Below are 19,611 nucleotides of genomic sequence, written 5' to 3'. Positions count from 1 at the left end.
AAAATTAGCACTGTTACTGACAAAAAGATTAAACGGGTAAACATGCCATAACACAAAAATACTAAATACGAGAAAGGTAATTCACTTTATTTTGTACTTCGTTGAAAGCAGTGTTTCTAACTCTGGCACACACCATTTTCAATTTTGAATCCAGCTCTAACGAAATAAGCTGCTTAGGATCATTATCAAGTATATTCCTATTCTGCTCCAAGAATGCATACATATCGTTGATCTTATCAAACTGACCTCTGAATACAGCGAAGTCATTCGCATTCAGCTTTTTAACCATAGAGAAGTTATTGACACATTGATCGTTAGTACTTTTTTTAATGATAGCGGCTGTCTGCTGTTCTGATTCCGTTTTAGCTTTTGTAGTACAGCCCATAAGAGCAGTACTTAGCATTAGTATTGTAATTGCCACGCCTTTCATATATATCCTCACTGCTCCTTTATAAGGAGCTGTTTCTATACTTTTTTCTGTTATTATTACGCATTTTAGACAACATACTAAATATGTTAAACGTAATATAAACGAACCTAAACAAAGTTAAAAAAATCTAAACTGACACCAAAATCCTGTAGTCCGATGCCTTTATATCACGATCTTTTATGCTATCAAACATTGTTATGTTAGTTTTAAATACCAACAAGACAGGTTCAACCAGTTTATTATTCTTTATAACTATTAATTTAAGGATACATAGATCGTTGATAATGTATTTTTTAGTTATATCTTTCATATTGTCGCACTATATTAGCTAATTCCCCTGAGTGAATTAAATGTATAAAATTCATGTTCAATCACAAATATTGTGGCCGATGTAATAAAAAACCAATTAATGCACTAATATTTTTCAATTAAAAACACAAAACATTATATTATCAAATCAATAACAAAAAACCTTAATTCATAGCATAATAGGTATTTTCTATTCAATAAACAATAATCCAAGAATGTTCTTATATTTAATGCGATGATGAATGAGGATATATCTAGCACAACAAGATTATATGCAAAAACATAGACACTCTGGTTATAGTGATCTTCTCTTTCAGCAATGTATCACTAGGTATGTTTTGTTACAGTAAATCCAACCCCCTTAACCAAGCCGCGGTATGACCATATCAGTACCAACGTCAAAATAGTGAAATATTCTGAGCCTAGCCCCAGAAAACAAAAAGCCAGCTATTAAGCTGGCCTTTTTTTCGGAATTTAGACATTCTTAGTGGTAGAAAGAGAGCGAATACCAAGTATCGATTACATCATTATCAAATACTCTTCCCGTCGTTAATCAGCGACTGAGCGCGTATCTGCTGGTTGGGCTATCAGTGCATATCGGTTCAATAGTTGGCTAAACCGGCTGTCTATCTGTTGGCGTAGAGCTGAAGGTGGCGTTTGTCCTAATGCAGATTGGACCTGATACTGACGCAGCAGTTCTTCCAGCGGTAATGTTTTTTCCAGCGGTTGCTGAATGGCAAAAACCACCGATTTCAGCTCAGAAACCGTCATATAGCGCCCTTTCTTCTCATCCAGCCCATTCAGACGTTCCGCAAGTTGGCGTAAACGTTCTTGCGCCAGTGCAAATTGTTCCAACTCAGCCACGGGTGCGGCGGCAGCTTCTCGCTGTTGTTGCCACCAAGTATTCAGCCGCTTGACCTCTTGACTGGCCGGCCAAAGTTGTTGTGCCTGTGACAACAATCCATCGCCTTGCGCCTGCACCCACAATGGTGGCAACAGGGTTAGTTGCTCTAATTGTGAAGCAGTGCCCTGCAATACAGGTTCAGCCAAAGCAGCCAATGTGTTATCCGAAGTGTGCTTTTTCAACTCATCGATTGATTTAGCAGGCAGAGACACAGGTAAAGCTACGGTACTGGTCAGCAACGCATCCTGTAGCGGATTGGCTGATACCGACTGCCAGATAAAGCAACCGCCAGCAACCAGCACTGCCATCAGTGATAAACCAGCAACAAAACCATGACTTGCTTTCCAACGAGGAGGGGGCGGCGAAGGCGGCGACAACTCTACCTGAACACGCGCCGGTGCCGGTTCGTTGACAATATAGACCAGTGGTTCACTGACTGCCGACGACGTGAATGTCAGTTCGGGGTGAGATTCTGGGGCTGATATACCGGCATGCCGCGCGGGTATGCTTAATCGGTCGGAGGTATCAGAGGCCGCCTCAGCACTTTCCAAACGCAGTGCAGCGTTATGCAACATCAGACGAACACCGTCCAGTTTGCTCAGGTGTTTAAGCTCCAGCGTTTGCAACTGAGTACACAATTGTTCCAGCGCCCGTTCTGCCCGATAAATCAGAGCCAAATCACCGTAGCACGGTGTCATTGTCCGCCAGACTTGCTGCAACCGGTTACTCAGCCATGCCAACAACTCAACCCGGGCATGTGTTTGCGGTGGCCACAATGCAGTCCATTGATGGGAGACTAACCCCGCCAACAACTCCAGCCCCTCACATAATCCGGCTAACCCCGCAAGCTGCGTCCGAGCCAGCGTAAAATCGACAGTGGTCTGTAACTCAACGCCATTTTGGCGGAACAGCGCCAGACATAAATGTTCCACCCGCCCCCAATTAACATCCGGGCGAGCGGGATGATGTAGCTTGCCGATCTCGTCACGCAGTGCGGTAAATTCAGCGAGATGGCGAGGATCTCCCCCGGTTTTCAGCGTACGTTCAGTATTCAATATCATGTGATGGTCTTCCCTGAACCGGCGTTAAAAGGACTCGCCCGAATTGAGATAATTTTGTTGTTTAAGATGACGTATCAACACCCTACCCTCTGGCATAAACGCCGTACCAAAGTGCACCAGCCCATACTCTTTCAGCTCGGCGTCAATGCCATATTCCAGGTGCCCCGGGGTGGATTGCGGCAGCAACACTACGGTGATACTTTTCAGCCGTGGCTCATATTTCAGCAAGGTGTCAGAGAGCGTGGTCAGCAGTGAATGTGCAGTGCCAGGCATCCCCTGTAGGATTTTGCTCATGTCCGGCAGACCGTAATCTGGTAGATGGCTGAGCGAACCGGCACGGCAATTAAGGATACGCTGCATATTATCGAGTACCGACAGAACCCCTTGATCGGCTTCGTTCACCTGATGGAGATCGAGACCACCGGCTACGTTGCCGAACAGCATTTCATAGAGAGAAGGCTGGGACATATTACTTATCCTTCAAAGGTAACAGTGCCATCCCATGATTGTTCAGTTCAATCTGGCGGGCCTTATCGGGGTCGAGGTCGTCACGGCTCAACACCAACCGCCACGTGTTATTAGCAATATCAGGTGCCAGAAACATACCTGCGACCGCCACATACTGCGTTTTTTCATCCAGCGGTACATCTATGGACACCGCCGCCCCCGGACGAATACGGATATCTTTTTCAGCAATCAGATCCGCTTTGATGGCCTGACTGTCCTCGGCAAATAGGGAGGGATAATCGGTGCCATCAAACGTTTTGCGATCCTGTAGCTGATAGATACGCACTACCGTGGCTAGCGGAGCACCTGTCGCGTTGTTGTTTACCGCGTCCCGCGCCTGTATATCCAGATGCAGGGTTTTTACCTGCTTATAAAAAATGGATTTTGTCATAGCGACGGTGCCGTCACTCACTTTCTGGGTCAACCCACATCCGCCCAAGGTGAATATCGTGACCAGCATCAGTAATGCAAAACGTGTTTTACCAGCGATAATCGCCATGTTCGTCAGTTTCCCTTCGGTGAAAATTTTCCTGAACACGCTGATAGCGGCCCAGATTAATCGTGATTATTTCAATATCAGTTTGTGCCGTTGACATGACGCGCTGTGTTCGCATCACAGCGGTTCGGCCTAGCAGAATACCGGTGCTTTTCGGCTGGCAGGAAAGTTGGGCATCAGGCAACAACGAGCGTGAGACAGACAACTGCAAACGCACGTTCAGCCGCGACCCCAGATACACCTGCAATAACGCTAAAAAATCTGAGTGTAACTGTCCGCCAGGGAGCCATGCTTTGGCTTCCTCGGGATTATCCGTATCCAGTCGCAGTAATACCTGACTATTAACATCCACTGCGTGACTCCCCATCACCGGGCTGTTGTTCATGCTGACAGGGTGGCGCGCGCTCAGTGCCAGTGGATTGCGCAAGGGGATTCGGCAGTGGTCATGCGCTATCACGTGAGCGTTTGTTTGCGGTGCCAGTAACTGAACCAGCGCAATAATGCCTTCGCTGGTGCGCGTGGGCAGGCGCATCATGCCGGTTAGGGCCAAAAAACGTGATACCGGCGTAGCGATATTCTGTGCACATCCCTCGATACCCAGGCCACAGAGGCTCAACAGATACTGCGAAGTTTTATCCGTACCGCCGGGAGAAAAGCTGGCGGGATAAGAGTACTTACGCCAGATACGGTAGTACTGAGTGATGAGTCGGTGATTGAAAATATCGAGAAAGTCACTGACCGCCTCATACCCTTCCCTGCGCTGGGTAATATCATCGATATACGCGGTGGGCAGCGGCGATTCCACACCATACAATCCCATAAAAGTGGTGCGAATGGTCGGAGGGAGATGTGCATGCTCGGGGATTTCCACCCGTTTAAATTCACTGGCCGGAAAACCCATGCCCGGATGGGGACGAAAACGAACCGGATCGTGTCTCACCTGCCAGTGGCTGCCCAGCGGAGGAGCATCCGGCTGGCTTTGCTCCAGTAACTGACAGAAGCGATAAAACTGGGTGTAGGGCAGTTTATCCCACAGTTGTTCGATTAGCCGGGCAGGCGCTGATTGTGATTCTCTTTCCATCGGATACATTTCCCGGCAGGCTGAACGATAAGGGTGAGCTGATTGAACAAATGGATGTCAGCATAAAGGGCAAAGAAACGGTTGAGCATTTCCCCGAACAGATGAATATCACCTTCACCGGTAAAACCGTTACCATCCAGCGTCACTTCAATGTCGATGCCTCGCAGCAGAAAGCCCTTTTCAAAACGCTGAGTCTGGTGGTGCTGCACCTGTTGAATGGCGTCAAGACGGCGATTATTCAGTTCATCCCCCTGCCAGTTGTACAGTTCCAGCGTCCCACGCAGCACTTGTGCGCTGCTCATCAGGTTAAGGTAACTTGAACCCAGATGGCTCAGTACCCGCCACTGGAAGTGATCTTCCGCTGGAGGATAAGACGGTAGCGTAGGCTTACAGAGATTGCGCACTTTCAGCGGCGTCTGTAACACCGCTTCGCAGCGGTCCAACAGCGTGCTCTGTAACGCTTTACGCGGTAGTTGGCCATTGGTACCGGTAATTTTCAGCGACACTGCCTCGCGGGTGAACAGCCGGTCCACTTCCCACTGCTGCCCCCCGAGGATCAACCAGGTATCGTGTAACCCAGTCACACCCCGTTTCACCCGAGTGTGGAAATAGCGTTCCGGCGCATGCCGTCTCTGCATTCCGCCGCGATGGCGAAAACTGGTAAAAGGGACATAGGTGGCATCCGATGTCCGCTGCGAGCCAGTCACCGAGTCCACGGAGTAAATTTCGGTGTGCCCATCCTGCAAGCGGCGTGGGCGCAGCATATACTCACTTTCCAGCCCGTTGATGGTCAGCGGATCAGCTTCCAGAGAGAACAGGTTAATCACCGGCACACAATGCAGATGAAGTGCATCATCCCTGACCGGCAGATCACTTTGCCACTGACCGTCAAGTACCACTTCGATATCAAACCAGGCAATCCCCGCAGGTAACGTCACTGTTTCCAGCCCATTTAGGTGCACGAACATAAACTTCTCGCGGAAAGTGAAATACTCCAGCAGTAACTGATAGCCACTGAATGCGCTGTCGCCTTTAGGCCACAGCAAGTCTTCGTCGGCAAAGCCGCCGGGTGAAAACCAGCCATCCAGTTTTATTCGGTCAGCCTGATTGGGTAGCCGCAAATAAAGTGCGGCCTGACGCCGGGTCAGTGCCAGATGTAACGCACTGCTAACCGCCGCCTCTCCCGCCAGATAAAAACACAGACGACGCAAGTCCACCTGTGACCAGTCAGCCTGTGGGCTGCATGCCAGCCGCAGACGCAGCACCGAGCGGCCATCCGGTTCTGTAGCCATCACCACGGTTGAGACGGCGAGGGGGTTGAGTGCTATATCACGGGTGGTTCGGTACTGACAGACGGTATTTTTCGGCCCAATGGGTCGGGAATAGACTTCCATTCCAACGGGGACGTTTTCGGTCATTTTCATCGCCGGGATATCCGGGGTCAACGCAACCACCGACAGCGAGGGAATGGTGCGCAGATAGTGTGGCCACAACATACTCACCAGCCCTTCGGTAAACTCCGGCAGGTCGTCATCAATTTTCTCGCGCAATCGCCCCATCGAGAAGGCAAAACCTTCAAACAGGCGTTCCACGTAAGGGTCAGGTGTGCCGGGTTTATCCAGATCTAACATCGCCGCCCGGTCAGGATGCGTTTGGGCGAACTCTTTGGCCGCATCGCGCAGATAGCGCATTTCAGCATCGTAATAACGCAGGGTAAGGTCTTTCATGGTTTTCTTTTTTTATCAGGATAGGGTTATCAATTAACCACACAGCACCGCAGCCCTTGCCGGGTCGAGGGCCACTAATCCGGCGAGCAGGTTTTCCATCTCGCTATGCAACCGTGATTTGTCCGACTCTGTCCGGCTGGCTTTCATGCGCAGCAGCTTCAGGCGACGGGCTTTCACTTCAAACAATAATTCCGGCTCCCATTGGGTGAGTGTCATCTGGGTTGCATTCCCCTCCAGTTCACCCAGCAAATGCAACGCCATATCGTTCTTTCCGTATTGCTCGGCCACCCGCGCCATCAGCAGGCGGATCAGCCACTGATGGCGCGGTGTACGGACATTCGGACGGTTCTGCAGCCAGTTCAACGCCGCTTCCACACCTTCGCTGTCGGCCTGTACCAGCGCTTCCGGCTCCAGTTGTAAAATATCGTCGTCGCCCGCCGTGCTGGCGGAGACAGCAGGTTCACTACCCCAACTGTCTGCTGCCATGACATGCTGGTTTATCCAGTGCAAGGTCACTTCGTCGGCGAACGGGGTACCATCATTGAACGCCAGCCCTTCAAGCCCCGGCAGGCGGGTCAGTAGCCCATTAAGATCCTGTTTAATGATGTCAGCCCAACGCTCATAGGGTGTACCCGTTTTCATCAGTGCCTGGTGGGTATACCACTGAAGATCCAGCCACAGATGATTGACGCCCTGAGCGAATAGAATGTCAGTTTGCTCCAACAGTTCCAGCCAGCTTTGTTGCAGATAAAGCCGCTTCAGCAGTGCACGATTTTCCGGTTTTGGCGGAGCCAGACGGGTACATCCATCAGCAGCCAGCGGTGGCAATTCATGCAGTGTATCCAAACGAATACTGTTCATCAGATGATGGCCCGATAGCCAGCCATTCGGCTGGTCGCGCAAAAAAACGGCCAGCAGTTTTGCCTGATCGAGTAAATCACGCCCAGAGGTGACGGCTTTCAAGGCTGGCGCATCAGGTGCAGCGTGACGGGAAGGACTGCTGTTTTGTGGAATGACGGCATCAGGGCCGCCAGACTGCATCAGCCGATTTTCCAGCGCTGTATAAAGGCCACCGAGCTGAGGACGGATGGACTCATCCCAGCAACTCACACTGTCTTCGGTTAACGCCAGCGCCCCTACGATACGTTCAAAGTCAGCTTTGGTGACTTCCGGGTAAAGTGACAGGCTGTCCAGCACTCGGTTACCCGCCAGCCATTCCAGTGCCAGCTTGCGGCTGTTGCCACGCTGCGGATGCAGTTCATCACCAAAACGTTGGACCAATCCAGCCAGCAGGGCCAGACCGTCCGCCAGTCCGCTTTCGCCATCGATGTGCAGCCGCGCCCAGATATAGTAAGTCGCGACACGTACATCCTTGCACGCCCCCGTCAGCAGTTTTTCCGCCAGTGCACAGATCAATCCCGTATCTGCGCCAGACAGTTTGTTGACCTCTTCACGCATCTGCTGGAAGTCATCGTCATAACCGGGATCGTCACCTACCGGTGCATCTGCGGCTATGGGGAGCAGCCATTTATCCCAGAGCAAAATCTGCTGCTGTACCTGCTGCGAAAGCGCCTGCTGTTCGACATGACTGGCGGTAAGTAATGTGTGCAACGTAGCCATCAGTCGCCCTCTCCTGTTGTGGTATCCGGTCTCTGAACACTACCTGCGGCATCCACACTGAATATTTGTGTTGGTAATACAAAGTTACGCAGTTTCAGTAAGGCCAGCGGCCCTTCTCCAGCTTCAGTCCGTAGGGTGTAGTTCAGCGGCCGGCCATCAGGTGCTTTCCAAGTGAGATTAAAACTGCTGTTCACTCCCTGATACGGTGTCACCTGAGCTTTCTCCAGTAAACGAATCCACCCCCAAGCTCCAGGGTGATCGGCAAACTGCCGGGTACCAGCCTGAGTGCTTATCCAACTCAGACTGCCACCCGGTGCTTCGGTGTCATTGGGCCAAGTGAAACGCTTCCAAATAGGCAGTTGGTTGTAATAGCTGAGCTTCTGACTGTCGATCACCAGGTCAGTCTGCATCACGTCCTTGGCAGTCCCTGGCCGCAGTTCAAAGCGCATTCCCGCTTCTCCGTCGGCAAACACGACATCAGACAGGTAACTTAGCTGGTCCACGGCTTTTAGGAACGCTGGGTTGAACGTCAGTCCCTGAGCATTAATACTGTCCGGAACCCAATGGCTGCCCTCTTTGTGCAGCACACCGTTCAGCCGAGTTTGCAGGAAACGGGCAATACGCCCACTGTCGCTGTTAAGGTAACGCGCCAGCAGCGGGAGTGACACTTCACTGCTGGTATCTTTTAAGGGATAGCGTCCGCCAAAGGTACTGTTCCAGTCATCGACAATAGACGCCTGCCACTGGGCATTCAGGCTCTGGGCGGCAGGGGTTAAGACCTGCTGCCACGCCTGTTCCATCGGCTGAACAAACACCGTCTGGCCAAATCCACTCCATTCCTGACCGAGACTGGCGGCCACCAGACTGCCGTAATCACGAGTTTCAGTCAGATCGACCGCCTTGCCCTGAAATACTGTCTGCGCCAGAGTCTGGGTCATGGCCTGAGGGTCGGCGGCATTCACCACCTGTTGAAGTTTAAGACGTACCTGAGTAACACGGGTCAAGAAGGTTTGCAGACTGAGGTTAGTGTTGCCCTGTCCGCCAGCCTTACCATCCATCAGCGCCAGTACTGGCCCGAAAGTAGCATCCAGCGGCCCTTGGGCACCGGCTTGCTGATCAATAGCAGGCTGCTCATCGCGGTTTAACAGATTCTTGGCCGATTTCACCAGCGAGTCCGACAACGCCTCACCGGTTTGCCCGGTTTTCCCCTGTATACTCAGGGTGTTCATTAGCGCCACCAGAGGGGACTGACGCACGTCGGCCATTAGAGTGAGCTGGTCGATAGAGTCCGACAGCGTCTGTGCTGGCTGCCAGTGCAGGCTATTGAGGAAGTCCAGCCAACTGGTGGAAAAATCAGCGAAATAGCGCGCTTTCAGACGTGCCTGCAGGGCTTCAGGAGAATCCTGCTGTAGCACGGCATTCTTACTGTCACTCAGCACCCAGTCCATCTCTTCCCGACGCTCGCTGACCACCTTTTCAATTGCTGGTTTTACTGCGTCCTCCCAGGCTTTACGGGTGAACATCCCCGGCACTACGGCGTCGGTGATAAAGATCCGCTCAGCATCGGTATCGCCAGTCATATCAGACAAGCGCAGATCAGCATACTGGTGCGCGACCTGAACCAACATCTTCTGGTAGAGCGAAGATTCACTGTTGCGGGCACCCAGTTGGCTGATCAGCCGAGTCCGCACCTGACTAACCAGATTCTCATCCAGCTTCAGACGCCAAACCGGGTGCAAGGGAAGATTGCGAGCATAAAAGTCCAGCAGAGCCGGGCCGCTACCCTGCCAGAGACTATCTGGCACACCATCGCGCTGTGGCCAGTCGCGCAGCAGCGTGGAGCTAAACCATGCTGCATCCATTTTTTCCGGACGCGCCAGCATCAGATAGAGTTTTAACTGGTCATAAGCGGGTTTTACCAGCGTGTCACGTAGCGGAGAGTCGGGAGGAAGCTGCGCCATGGTATTGAGTTGTTCTTCAAGGTGACGGGCAGCAGCATCACGCAATAAAGGAGTCGCGTTAGCCTGATAGTGCGGCCAGAGTGCCGCCAGCAGCGATTCGTTCTGACTTAGAGCAAACCGGCTGTACCAGGGGGCACCTTGCTGCTGACGATACTGAAGCCGGTCCAGTGTGTGTTGCAATTCCAGCAGCGCCTGAAGACGTGCCGGGAGGGCCTGCTGCACATTAGCGGCTTGTTTCACCTGAGATTCAGCGGTATTAAGGGTGTCGCGGTTGACCAGGAATGACATCACCATGCCCGCGCCCCACAGCACCATAATCCCTGCAACCGCCATTCCCAGTGTTTTACGCCAGGCGAACCCCAACTTTTTCGCCGCTAAGCCGGTGGGCAATGACGACAATGAATCAACCAGCACATCCCAGCGGTTATCCTTACCCCAGTGGTGTTTCACGCTGCGTTTTGCATCAACGGATGCCGGACTGAAGATAATCCCCGCCAGCGGTGAGGGACGATAGGGATTCAGTAGCGCAGCAAGGGGGCCTGCGACAGAATCCGGCTGACGTGATAATTGATCAGCCAGTTGCAACAAAAATGGGTGCTGGGTGTTGCTGCTAATCTGTTGCGTGCCCTGCTCAATCAAGGACGGCAGCAGCCCAGCAAGCTGTGCACTCAGTTCATCAGGTTTACAGCCCGCGGGCAGTAAACAGCCGACAGATTGTGTGATGCGGTCAACCCCATCATCGGCATGCAATGACCAGACATACAGCGGCAACCGCCAGCCGAGGAGTTCATAACGCGAAGCAAATGCCTGCGCCACGCTGTCCATCATATCGGCAGTAAGTGTTGTTTTAGATTCGTTCTGACCAAGCGTAGTGCGTTGGGCTAAGGCTGAGGTCACCCAGACGATGCCATCCAGCGGACGGTTGCGCAATTTACGCAGGGAACCCAACCACGCACTATCGGCCTGCGCCCCCAGATCGCCCCCCCACAACAGCACAGTGCCACTGTCTTCCTGCCAGTATTGCGACGTCAGGCCAGGGGTGAGCTGTTCTACATCAGCTGCACTACCGGTAAGCAGGAGGATGCGCACTTTGCGGGGCCAGAAGCGGCCATAGGTATGGTGCAGAGCTTGCTGTAATTCAGTGACCGTGACATGACGGGGCGGTGTTTGGAGCAGGCGCTCTTCGCTGCCTGGCAGAATATTTTGCTGCTTCTCTTCTTTTCTGTGCATTAATTGGCGCACTAAACGGAGAAAGGCGGGGCCAAAACGCAGCGCCATACCCAGCAAACAGACCAGCAGGAATACCACAACTTTTTTGTTGGTCGTATCGAGCCCTATCATTTCACCCTGGTGCCAGATAGCCCAGCCAATGAGACTCAGTGCCGCCAGCAGTAGCACTGTCAGTCCTCCAACACGCCAGATCCTACTTAACACGCTCATCCCCACTCCCTGATGTGATGGTATAGACAAAATTTTCTGCTCCTGTTGTGGATAACCCTAACCATGATTGCTTCCCGATACCGACCAAGTCAGCCCCCAGAGCAAGGGTAAACCACGGGGAAAAAGGCCCCTGGATACCGCAATATGTTTCGATAGTCTGAATATCTTCGGCCTGCCAGACCGTACCCAACGCGTTGCCGATTTGGATGAGCGTGGCAGATGACGCCATCCATTTTTGGTGGTCACCGAGAATACTGACGGTCTGGCGCGCCTGCGTCTGGGTGGTCAGAAACAATGTCAGTTCATCTGCAAGATTGCTCACATCCAGTGCCATAGGGCGCAGCAACCGAACGGAATGGGGTAATGAATATTTTTGTGCCACATCGTCACTGGTGAACAGCAATGCTGTCAGACCGTCGGAATAACGATCTCCCCCCTGCAATTGTATAACCAGAACCAGCTGGAGGGTGGACTCAGGCTGTTTAAGTCGCTCATCAAGGGTATGGAAGGATAAATGGTCCGTGATATTCAACGATGAAGGAGCAGAAAGTTCAGGGAATCTTTCCTGCCAGCAGCCAGCAAACAGAGCGTATAAATCCTGCCGGATTGCTTCCGGTTCATCGGTTAATAGTGTGACCTGAAGTAATAATTCCTGAGGAAGAGCCAGAAGTGCATTTTCGATTCCATTCAGTAACCCATTGATTGCCGTCAGAGATAGCTGTGTGTCTTCTGCCAAATAATCAATGCGGCGCACCAGACCCTGTTGTTGTGTCAGCCCCTGGGCATTTTGTTGTAACAAAGCCGCTGAGATATGGTCAGGCAGCAGCAAACAACTTGCTGACACAGCCAGATAACGTTCCGCCCAGTCTGTCCACTGCTGCTGCGCATGCCTGGCCTCATGTTGTAAGAACTGAAAGTGTTCCAGCTCACGTCCGTAGAGGTAGCCGCGCAGGCTGAAAACCAGTATCCAGAACACTAGTGGTGCCAAAGCAAGCAGCCAGATATTGATTGAATTCAACATACTCAGTGAGCCGGATGCATGTAAAATAAACAGCAACACGCCCGCAATAACTGCCAGCACCGCGCCGAGCAACCAGCTCGCAGACGAAGGCGGTGTAGGCTGCTCAGCCGTAAAGGGTTTTTGACGTTCCCAGCCCATGATTTATCCTATTGCACAATCCGATGCGCTGGAGATGACCTGACAACCGCACTGACAATGGCAACCATCCACCACGACTGCTTTACCGTCTGAAGACCATTCAGACGAACCTTCCACGATGGAGTTAGTGCCATGCCCGGTGACAGGGCAACTGACTTTATCGCCAATCAGTGCGACCTTTTTACCATTAACAACCATGGTCGAGGAGGCAGAAATAACGGAACCACCGTGGGTAGTTTTATCGCCAAGTAATACGAAACCTTTGGGCATGAGAATCCTTGTTTTATAAAATCCATCGCGAGGATATTAACGTTTTACAATCAGAGGTTATTATTTATTTACCACACTACGGAAATTATACTTAGGAAATATCTCACTATCTTTATTATCAGGATCAGGCTTCGAAAACTGCCGGTATACCGCTTGGTTTGTGAACTCTCCACCACCAGTTTGATAACCTCGAATTACCTTATACACACCATTCTCGGGACCTTGAGGATTTATTTCAGGAGAATTATTATAATAGCTATCATCATACCAGTCACTGATCCAGTCTACGCCATTACCTGCTATATCAAACAAACCAAGTGGAGTAGGAGGAAGTTTTCCGATAGGATAACTAAAACCAGAATCTACTAACATTTCTGATTTTTGAACGCTGCTGGCTAAATTACTTCCTGGCTCATATTTTCTATTATTCGTTGCGAAAATAACATTCCCCCCTCTATTCCGTGCAGCATATTCCCATTGTGATTCAGTCGGAAGATCTATTTTTTATTTGATTGCTCTCCTAACCACAAACAATATTCCCTTGCCTGTTGCCAGTTAACTATCGCTGGCATATTTTCATCTCGAACGTTAGGAAAATACTTTAACCACGATATCAAAGGAGAAATTGTGCTTTTTTTTGTTTAAGATAGAACACTCATCATATTCTTTGAATGTTATTTTATATTTCCCCATTGAAAAGTCGCTGAGCGTAACTTTATGAAGTTCTTTATCATCGTCATTTCCAGTGAGTGGTAACTTTTCTCCAATTAAAGGATCAAAGTCCCCCATCATAAAACTGCCACCTTTAATGTCGACCATATTATTCAGAGACTGCTGGACTAAAGTATCTTCCGCCTGATACCTGCTGGTCTTTTCTTCATGTTTTTGATCACACCCGCTAATAAGCAGAAGAAAATATAGTGTTGTATATATTATTCACATTCAACTTCCTAAGTGTTGCTATCCATCATTTATTAATGACACAACGGAAATTATATATTGGAATTATTCCTCCTTCTTCTTTATCAGGGTCTGGCCTTACAAATTGGCGGTACATAGTTTGATTAGTAAAAGGCCCTCCGCCTCCAAGGTACCCTCGAATAACTTTATAATTTCCATTGACTGGTCCTTGTGGATTTAATCCTGGTGATTTTATATAATAATCTTTTTCATACCAGTCATTCATCCAATCCACACCATTACCTGCCATATCAAATAAACCAAGTGGAGTAGGAGGGAACTGGCCTATGATATAGCTGAATCCGTCTATACCAGTGAGCGTTAGTTTTTGTTCTCCGTCAGCCATGTTTTTACCGGGTTCATATTTTCCATTATTTGTGGCAAACACAATATATTTGCCTTTGTTGCGGGCCGCGTATTCCCATTGTGCCTCTGTTGGTAAATCAATACTTTTTCCTGATTGTTTTCCTAGCCATTGACAATAGTCTTTTGCTTGTTGCCAGGTTGTCACTGCTGGCATATCCGGATTACGAAGCTTAGGGTAATCTTTGATCCATAATTTTAATGGAGTTATTTTTTTTGTATTAGTCAACAAAGAATATTCATCGTATTCTTTGTAGGTGATTTTATATTTCCCCATTGAAAAATCGCTGAGTTTAACCTTATGAAGGTCTTTATCATCCTCATTTCCAGTAAATGGCAATTTTTCTCCAACTAAAGGACCAAAATCGCCCATCATAAAACTGCCGCCTTGAATGTCGACCATATTCTTCAGTGACTGCTGGACTAAAGTATCTGCTGCCTGCTGGTCGATGGCCTTTTCTTCAGGTTGTTGGTCACAACCACTGACAATAACTAATGCCAGCAACCATAGATTTTTTTTTCTCATATTAGACTCCTGATTATGCTGTCATTGTATTACTATGAGATGTTGTTACAAATGCCAGATATTCATCCATTTGATATTTAGGGATTGGTTGTAACGGTGCAGTTGGATCAATATCTGTACCATCGGGTAGTCTTTGATAAAGCCATTTCAATTTTTTACCATACTGAGTGGAAAGATTTCCCATCCATCCTTGTTCACTCACAGATAAAAAATTAATTACTTTTTGTTCATTATTTTTCCAATCACCTTTTCCTTGAGCAGGAATTATTGTCAGGTGTTGCATGACATTCTCATAATCTGATTTTGATTGCACCCACATTAGTGCATTAAAAATGGCTTGCTTACGCAGTTTCATCGCACCCCATTTATAGGAGTTTAGGGTGGTCAGGTCGTTATTTTGGTTTCGTAGATCAATGCCATCCCAAACGGAAGAGTCAATTAAAATGGCAATTATTGCACCTTTGGTTTCAGGTGCTGTAAATTTTAAACTGTCAGGATTATTATTAATTGATTGCATCAATTTTACACGTTTATTAGCTTGTTGCAGATCAATTCGTATTGCTGTTAATGTTTCTTGGAATGTATCAAATGCTAACTCTGAAATTTGTACGCCTGCGCTGAGTGCTATAATGGGTAGCATACATAGTGTTTTAAATGCATTATCATCCATAATTTTCAGCATCTTGATATAATCCATATTTCTCAGCATATGTGTAAACATAGGCATAAACTCAACCAGCAATCCGGCGTCAACATCAAAACCAATGTTGCCCTTTGCACCAGCCCCCCAACACAAACCAGCCTTACAGAATATGCGGAACTTTCCTTTTACAAAAGTAATATAAAACTGCCCACTAGCACCCGCTCCAGCCTGTAGTGTGATACCTGGCATCAATTTCGCAAATACTTTAAAGTCGTTATTTTTTTCGGGCGATTTCCATTCAATTGTTCCGGCAAGATTAATACCTGCTTCTAACCCAGCAAAAGCACCAAGCTCTGCGCCAACTTTGGCATCAGGCACAGGAATGGAGATGTTACTTTTTTGCATTCCGGGTAATGATTTCAGCTCTAATTTAGAATTTGCTCCCCGGACACCATAGCCTTTTGCTGTCTTTCCACCCCAATCGAGTAAAACACCCGCCTCTACCCCCAGACTTGCCCCGACACTCCCAGTTGCGGTGATAATAATTACTGTTTTTATACGCCCAAGGGTGCCTTCTTTTCCATGGTTATTGGGGTAGCACATTTTGAAGCCGGCTTTATCCGGTAAATGTTTTTTAAATTCAGCTTTAGCCTCTCCTAATACGAAACTAGCATGTCCTTTAACTTTTGCATTCAATTGCTTATCAAGAGGATTATAGTCAGCACCAGCGCTTAGGCCTCGGGAGAAACGCATTAATTGTGCTTGAGCACTAAGATCCACACCTTTACTGTTTTTGTATATCTGATTGAGATTATCGAGTGAGTGTTCCAGCGTTTTATTATGTTCTTTAGCCCAATCACTCAAGATGAAATCTGCATTTTTGATTAGATCAGTACCCGCTATGGAACTTTTAATAGAAGGTTTAATTGATGAAAATTGTTTCAACAGTTTCTCACTGTCTATTTTATAGGTTGTTTTCTCTTTTCTTTTACCATTGGCATCAGGAGGTAAAGTTATTATTGTTTTCTTTAGAAAACTTTTATCCGCACTCTTACTGTCGCCTTTACTTAACTCATATGTGCGAAAATGGTTTGCCATTTTATCAGATCGCACATAGGTCATTTTGAAGCCAGCAGCCCCTCGTTTCGACATTGGGATTAATTCCATTATCCCTATAGCACTTTTTTTAGTGTCTGAACTGAGTAGTTTGCCATCATGAATAGCTGGCGTTAGGTCTTTTAATGCTTCTCTGAGCTTAATTGTGGCATTGTTTACCCGCTCATAAGCAGGTTTCAGTTGCATCTCTGCTGCACGTGGATTGGTTTTAGCCAATGCAAAGCATTGGTCGGTCACTTTTTCTAGTGCTTCTTTCGCGGCTAATTGATTTTCCATCAATTGGCTAAGAAATATTTGCTCTTGTTCAAGTAACTTATTGTCTTTAGCTTCAAATAATAAAAATGTACCGCTGTCAGGGTGAAAATAAAGTTCAGGGGAGGCTTTGACTTTTACCGGAATACCTTTTGGAGTATTGCTTGTTTTGCCTTGTTGTGGTTCTGCCATTATTTTTCTCCATAAAATTTCGTGCAGGGTGTTTATAGAAATTCAATTTTCATGTCGTCAGCAGTCGCAGTAAAAATCGAAGCCGTTTTACCTTCTGCATCAGTAATACCCTCAAATATTTCGCCTTTCCCTGTTGTAATGCGGTAGCGTTTGTGGGGCCACAATTCTCCTGTATCTTCATCTTGTGCGATGAAGTGCTCATTAAATCCTTTAGGTAATTCAGGCATTTTTACGTCAAAATCTGCGGGGCCCATCTTTTGTACATTCGCTGCTTTTAATAGAATATTCTGCGGACAACCCAGTTCGAGATTTCCGCCACTGAGTTTGATATATGCACCGCCACATGTCAGTACTAACTCTTTCGCCGCTGTCACCGTCACAGTTCCTTCCACGCTGGTTACAGTTATGTCCTTTTTCGCCAACGCTTCAATATTGTCATCTTGTGCTTGAATCTCTACTTTCCCTTTCGCCGCAAATAGTTTCATTCCCATCTTCTGGGCAAGCAAACTCACGGCCTGACCTGCAACAGCCGTGAATTTTTTCATTACGCTGATATCTGCATTCCCCCCCGCGGCTATCCCTACGCTCTCACTCCCTGATGACACTCGTACTCCTTTTGGGCTACTGATGCTTACACCCTCAGGAGCATTCAGCACCATACCGGCCTGAGCCAAGTCTTTCAAAGCGTCATTTAACCCTGCCCAGGAGGCGGTGTCCGCCGGGAAGGCTTGTGCCGTTTCTGCGCCAGTTGAAAGAGATTTAGCGATACTCAGTGCATTTTCTAACTGAGCTATCGCTTCATCCATCCCCAGCATTTTCCCATTAGCCGAGAGTTGTTTATCCGCAGAGATAAACACACCAGCCCCACCACGTACCGTCACCCATTTATCGGTACGCAATTCAGCCCCTTCACCACGCAGTGCTCTTTCGGAGTCCACGTTATGCCCGAGGTTCAACTGGGTTTTGCCACCGTATTCGGTGCTGAGCTTGATGTGCTCTTCGCCGCGTTTGTCTTCCATGCGCAGCTTGTTGAAAGCAGGAGTACGAATCACGTTACGGGTGTTATTCTTTTCGGTTACATGGTCGGTATGTCGCGAGTCGTGCAGGGCATGGGCGATATAGGGGCGGTCTGGGTCACCGTCATGGAAGGCTATCGCTACCTCGGTGCCTTGTATCAGTGGGAAGTGAATGCCGTACACATCGCCACCGTAAGGTTTGGCGAGTCGCACTGGCATACTCTCCTGACCTTGAGCTTTATCATCCTGATCCGCATCAAATTTCACCCGATACAAACCGGAGGTATCCTGCCAGGCATAAATATCATTCGACTTGGCACTGGTCACGCGTGCCATCATGGTGCCGCTGACTTTCGGGCGTGGAAGTAATGCCGGACGCCAGCACAGGGTTTCACTGTATGGGGTTGCCATCCAGTTCACTACTAATGCATCCTTGCGGCTGGCACTGAAGAAGGTGGCAGTAATAAGAAGACCGTTGTTCATAGCTGTAGGGAGTGTTGGAACGATGACGGTCTCGGTTATGGTCAACACTTGTCCTGGGCTGAGGGTAGCATCATTGCCCAAGCCGACAATGGTTGTCTGTGCCGATAAAAAACGCTCATGGTCGAGGCGTGCCAAGAAGTTGGCTGTTTCAGCTGTGGGGGCTGTTTTATCGCCGGTATCCAGATGACGAGGTTTGTAATGATACACTTCGCCATAAGTCACCTCGTCACTCTCACCGCGAGTCATATCTACCTTGGCGGACTGAAGGACTTTCTGAGCTTCACGATGGTTGTAATCTTTGGTGGTCACATTAGCCTGTACCACATGGTGCTGCACACTCACGTCCCAAACAGACACTGCACCGCTGTCACTCATGCCTGACGGGCTGTTCAGTGGCAGGGTTTTACCGAACTCATAAGCACTCTGCTTATCAGCAAAATGGACCACTTCAGTCTGAGTGTCCGACTGCAAGGTGAAAAAGTAGAATATCCCCATCTCTGAAAGCAATCGTTCAATGAAGGCCAGATCGCTTTCCTGATACTGATTTATTTGTTCACGTTTCGGATAGGTCTGCTTCAGAACAAACTCATATTCCCAGTTTTTAAAACCATGATCCTGAAGTATCTGCTCGACCACTTCGGGTACCGATTTGTTGACAAAGAAGCGGTGCGTGCGGAACTGATTGCGCAGCAATGCCAAAAATGGTGACAGCGTTATCTGGTATACTGTCTGGTCTTTTGAGCCACTGATCCGCTCAAAACTCGTCACTACCCCATGCACCACCTTTTGCTCCGAGAGGTTCTGCAGCAAACCCGTCCCCATCGTCAGGCTGGCGGGTTTACGTAGTAACTGACTGGCATCAATGTCTTTGTCAGTACTGGTGAAATGGACTGTGTAGCAATACAGTTCACTCATTGCTTCCGTCCCCACAAAATCCTCCACATCCAGAGGAGACTGGCAGGAAGGAATATCAAGGCGGTAACGATTTAGTGTAGTTTTGGTGATGGCTGATAGCGTGTTTTGAAGTGTATCAATGATACTCATGGGTTTTACTCCGTGTAACAACCTGTATTCCATGGGTTTGCACACCACATA

The 19,611-nt window shown here is 48.6% G+C and carries 15 protein-coding genes; all 15 read right to left on the bottom strand.

Features of this window, described 5'->3' with window-relative positions; translation table 11 throughout:
- Positions 1-61 precede the first annotated feature (61 nt).
- Positions 62-430, bottom strand: coding sequence for a YuaE family lipoprotein (locus tag N0H69_RS07030; RefSeq protein WP_032911743.1), 369 nt, complete (start codon positions 428-430; stop codon positions 62-64).
- An 858-nt stretch (positions 431-1,288) separates the two neighbouring features.
- A complete protein-coding gene (locus N0H69_RS07025; RefSeq protein ID WP_050150921.1) occupies positions 1,289-2,704 on the bottom strand; it encodes a VasL domain-containing protein in 1,416 nt (471 codons plus the stop codon).
- Positions 2,705-2,728: 24 nt separating this feature from the next.
- Entirely contained in the window at positions 2,729-3,172 is a 444-nt protein-coding gene (gene tssE, locus N0H69_RS07020) for a type VI secretion system baseplate subunit TssE (RefSeq protein WP_375541934.1), read from the bottom strand.
- Between the two features lies 1 nt (position 3,173).
- Entirely contained in the window at positions 3,174-3,710 is a 537-nt protein-coding gene (tssJ, locus tag N0H69_RS07015) for a type VI secretion system lipoprotein TssJ (RefSeq protein ID WP_050108373.1), read from the bottom strand.
- Positions 3,691-4,797 (bottom strand): type VI secretion system baseplate subunit TssG, encoded by a 1,107-nt coding sequence (gene tssG / locus N0H69_RS07010; protein WP_050108375.1) that lies wholly within the window; start codon positions 4,795-4,797, stop codon positions 3,691-3,693. Before tssG ends, tssJ begins: the two co-directional genes overlap by 20 nt.
- Complete coding sequence (tssF, locus tag N0H69_RS07005; protein ID WP_050134364.1) at positions 4,752-6,515, bottom strand: type VI secretion system baseplate subunit TssF; 1,764 nt, start codon at positions 6,513-6,515, stop codon at positions 4,752-4,754. The genes tssG and tssF overlap by 46 nt, the downstream gene beginning before the upstream one ends.
- Before the next feature lie 33 nt (positions 6,516-6,548).
- The gene (gene tssA, locus N0H69_RS07000) at positions 6,549-8,135 is read right to left on the bottom strand and encodes a type VI secretion system protein TssA (protein WP_050150918.1); all 1,587 of its coding nucleotides are present in this window, start codon (positions 8,133-8,135) and stop codon (positions 6,549-6,551) included.
- The gene (locus N0H69_RS06995) at positions 8,135-11,536 is read right to left on the bottom strand and encodes an ImcF-related family protein (protein ID WP_050150916.1); all 3,402 of its coding nucleotides are present in this window, start codon (positions 11,534-11,536) and stop codon (positions 8,135-8,137) included. The genes tssA and N0H69_RS06995 overlap by 1 nt, the downstream gene beginning before the upstream one ends.
- Positions 11,520-12,695 (bottom strand): KPHS_23130 family T6SS system protein, encoded by a 1,176-nt coding sequence (locus N0H69_RS06990; protein WP_050150914.1) that lies wholly within the window; start codon positions 12,693-12,695, stop codon positions 11,520-11,522. The genes N0H69_RS06995 and N0H69_RS06990 overlap by 17 nt, the downstream gene beginning before the upstream one ends.
- A 3-nt stretch (positions 12,696-12,698) precedes the next feature.
- Positions 12,699-12,965, bottom strand: coding sequence for a PAAR domain-containing protein (locus N0H69_RS06985; RefSeq protein ID WP_050150911.1), 267 nt, complete (start codon positions 12,963-12,965; stop codon positions 12,699-12,701).
- Between the two features lie 60 nt (positions 12,966-13,025).
- Positions 13,026-13,406, bottom strand: coding sequence for a formylglycine-generating enzyme family protein (locus N0H69_RS06980; protein WP_253272127.1), 381 nt, complete (start codon positions 13,404-13,406; stop codon positions 13,026-13,028).
- Positions 13,407-13,553: 147 nt separating this feature from the next.
- Positions 13,554-13,784 carry an SUMF1/EgtB/PvdO family nonheme iron enzyme gene (locus tag N0H69_RS06975; protein ID WP_050150906.1) on the bottom strand — a complete coding sequence of 77 codons (231 nt, stop codon included), beginning with the start codon at positions 13,782-13,784 and terminating at the stop codon, positions 13,554-13,556.
- 148 nt (positions 13,785-13,932) lie between these two features.
- Positions 13,933-14,814 carry a formylglycine-generating enzyme family protein gene (locus N0H69_RS06970; RefSeq protein ID WP_050150904.1) on the bottom strand — a complete coding sequence of 294 codons (882 nt, stop codon included), beginning with the start codon at positions 14,812-14,814 and terminating at the stop codon, positions 13,933-13,935.
- 13 nt (positions 14,815-14,827) lie between these two features.
- Complete coding sequence (locus tag N0H69_RS06965; RefSeq protein ID WP_050150901.1) at positions 14,828-17,017, bottom strand: hypothetical protein; 2,190 nt, start codon at positions 17,015-17,017, stop codon at positions 14,828-14,830.
- A 32-nt stretch (positions 17,018-17,049) separates the two neighbouring features.
- On the bottom strand, positions 17,050-19,560 hold the full coding sequence (locus tag N0H69_RS06960) for a type VI secretion system Vgr family protein (protein WP_050150898.1): 2,511 nt from the start codon (positions 19,558-19,560) through the stop codon (positions 17,050-17,052).
- Between the last annotated feature and the right edge of the window lie 51 nt (positions 19,561-19,611).

Origin of the sequence: Yersinia alsatica, assembly GCF_025133195.1 — a bacterium.
GTDB classification, from domain to species: domain Bacteria; phylum Pseudomonadota; class Gammaproteobacteria; order Enterobacterales; family Enterobacteriaceae; genus Yersinia; species Yersinia alsatica.
The sequence above is the reverse complement of the archived record's forward strand: the minus strand, read 5'-3'. Positions and strand labels throughout refer to the sequence as shown.

Coding starts and splice junctions, on each gene's coding strand:
- N0H69_RS06965 (WP_050150901.1), bottom strand. CDS start 17,017: ATGGCAGAACCACAACAAGGCAAAACAAGCAATACTCCAAAAGGTATT.
- tssJ (WP_050108373.1), bottom strand. CDS start 3,710: ATGGCGATTATCGCTGGTAAAACACGTTTTGCATTACTGATGCTGGTC.
- N0H69_RS06970 (WP_050150904.1), bottom strand. CDS start 14,814: ATGAGAAAAAAAAATCTATGGTTGCTGGCATTAGTTATTGTCAGTGGT.
- N0H69_RS06975 (WP_050150906.1), bottom strand. CDS start 13,784: ATGGTCGACATTAAAGGTGGCAGTTTTATGATGGGGGACTTTGATCCT.
- tssF (WP_050134364.1), bottom strand. CDS start 6,515: ATGAAAGACCTTACCCTGCGTTATTACGATGCTGAAATGCGCTATCTG.
- N0H69_RS06960 (WP_050150898.1), bottom strand. CDS start 19,560: ATGAGTATCATTGATACACTTCAAAACACGCTATCAGCCATCACCAAA.
- N0H69_RS06990 (WP_050150914.1), bottom strand. CDS start 12,695: ATGGGCTGGGAACGTCAAAAACCCTTTACGGCTGAGCAGCCTACACCG.
- N0H69_RS06985 (WP_050150911.1), bottom strand. CDS start 12,965: ATGCCCAAAGGTTTCGTATTACTTGGCGATAAAACTACCCACGGTGGT.
- N0H69_RS07030 (WP_032911743.1), bottom strand. CDS start 430: ATGAAAGGCGTGGCAATTACAATACTAATGCTAAGTACTGCTCTTATG.
- N0H69_RS07025 (WP_050150921.1), bottom strand. CDS start 2,704: ATGATATTGAATACTGAACGTACGCTGAAAACCGGGGGAGATCCTCGC.
- tssG (WP_050108375.1), bottom strand. CDS start 4,797: ATGTATCCGATGGAAAGAGAATCACAATCAGCGCCTGCCCGGCTAATC.
- N0H69_RS06995 (WP_050150916.1), bottom strand. CDS start 11,536: ATGAGCGTGTTAAGTAGGATCTGGCGTGTTGGAGGACTGACAGTGCTA.
- tssE (WP_375541934.1), bottom strand. CDS start 3,172: ATGTCCCAGCCTTCTCTCTATGAAATGCTGTTCGGCAACGTAGCCGGT.
- tssA (WP_050150918.1), bottom strand. CDS start 8,135: ATGGCTACGTTGCACACATTACTTACCGCCAGTCATGTCGAACAGCAG.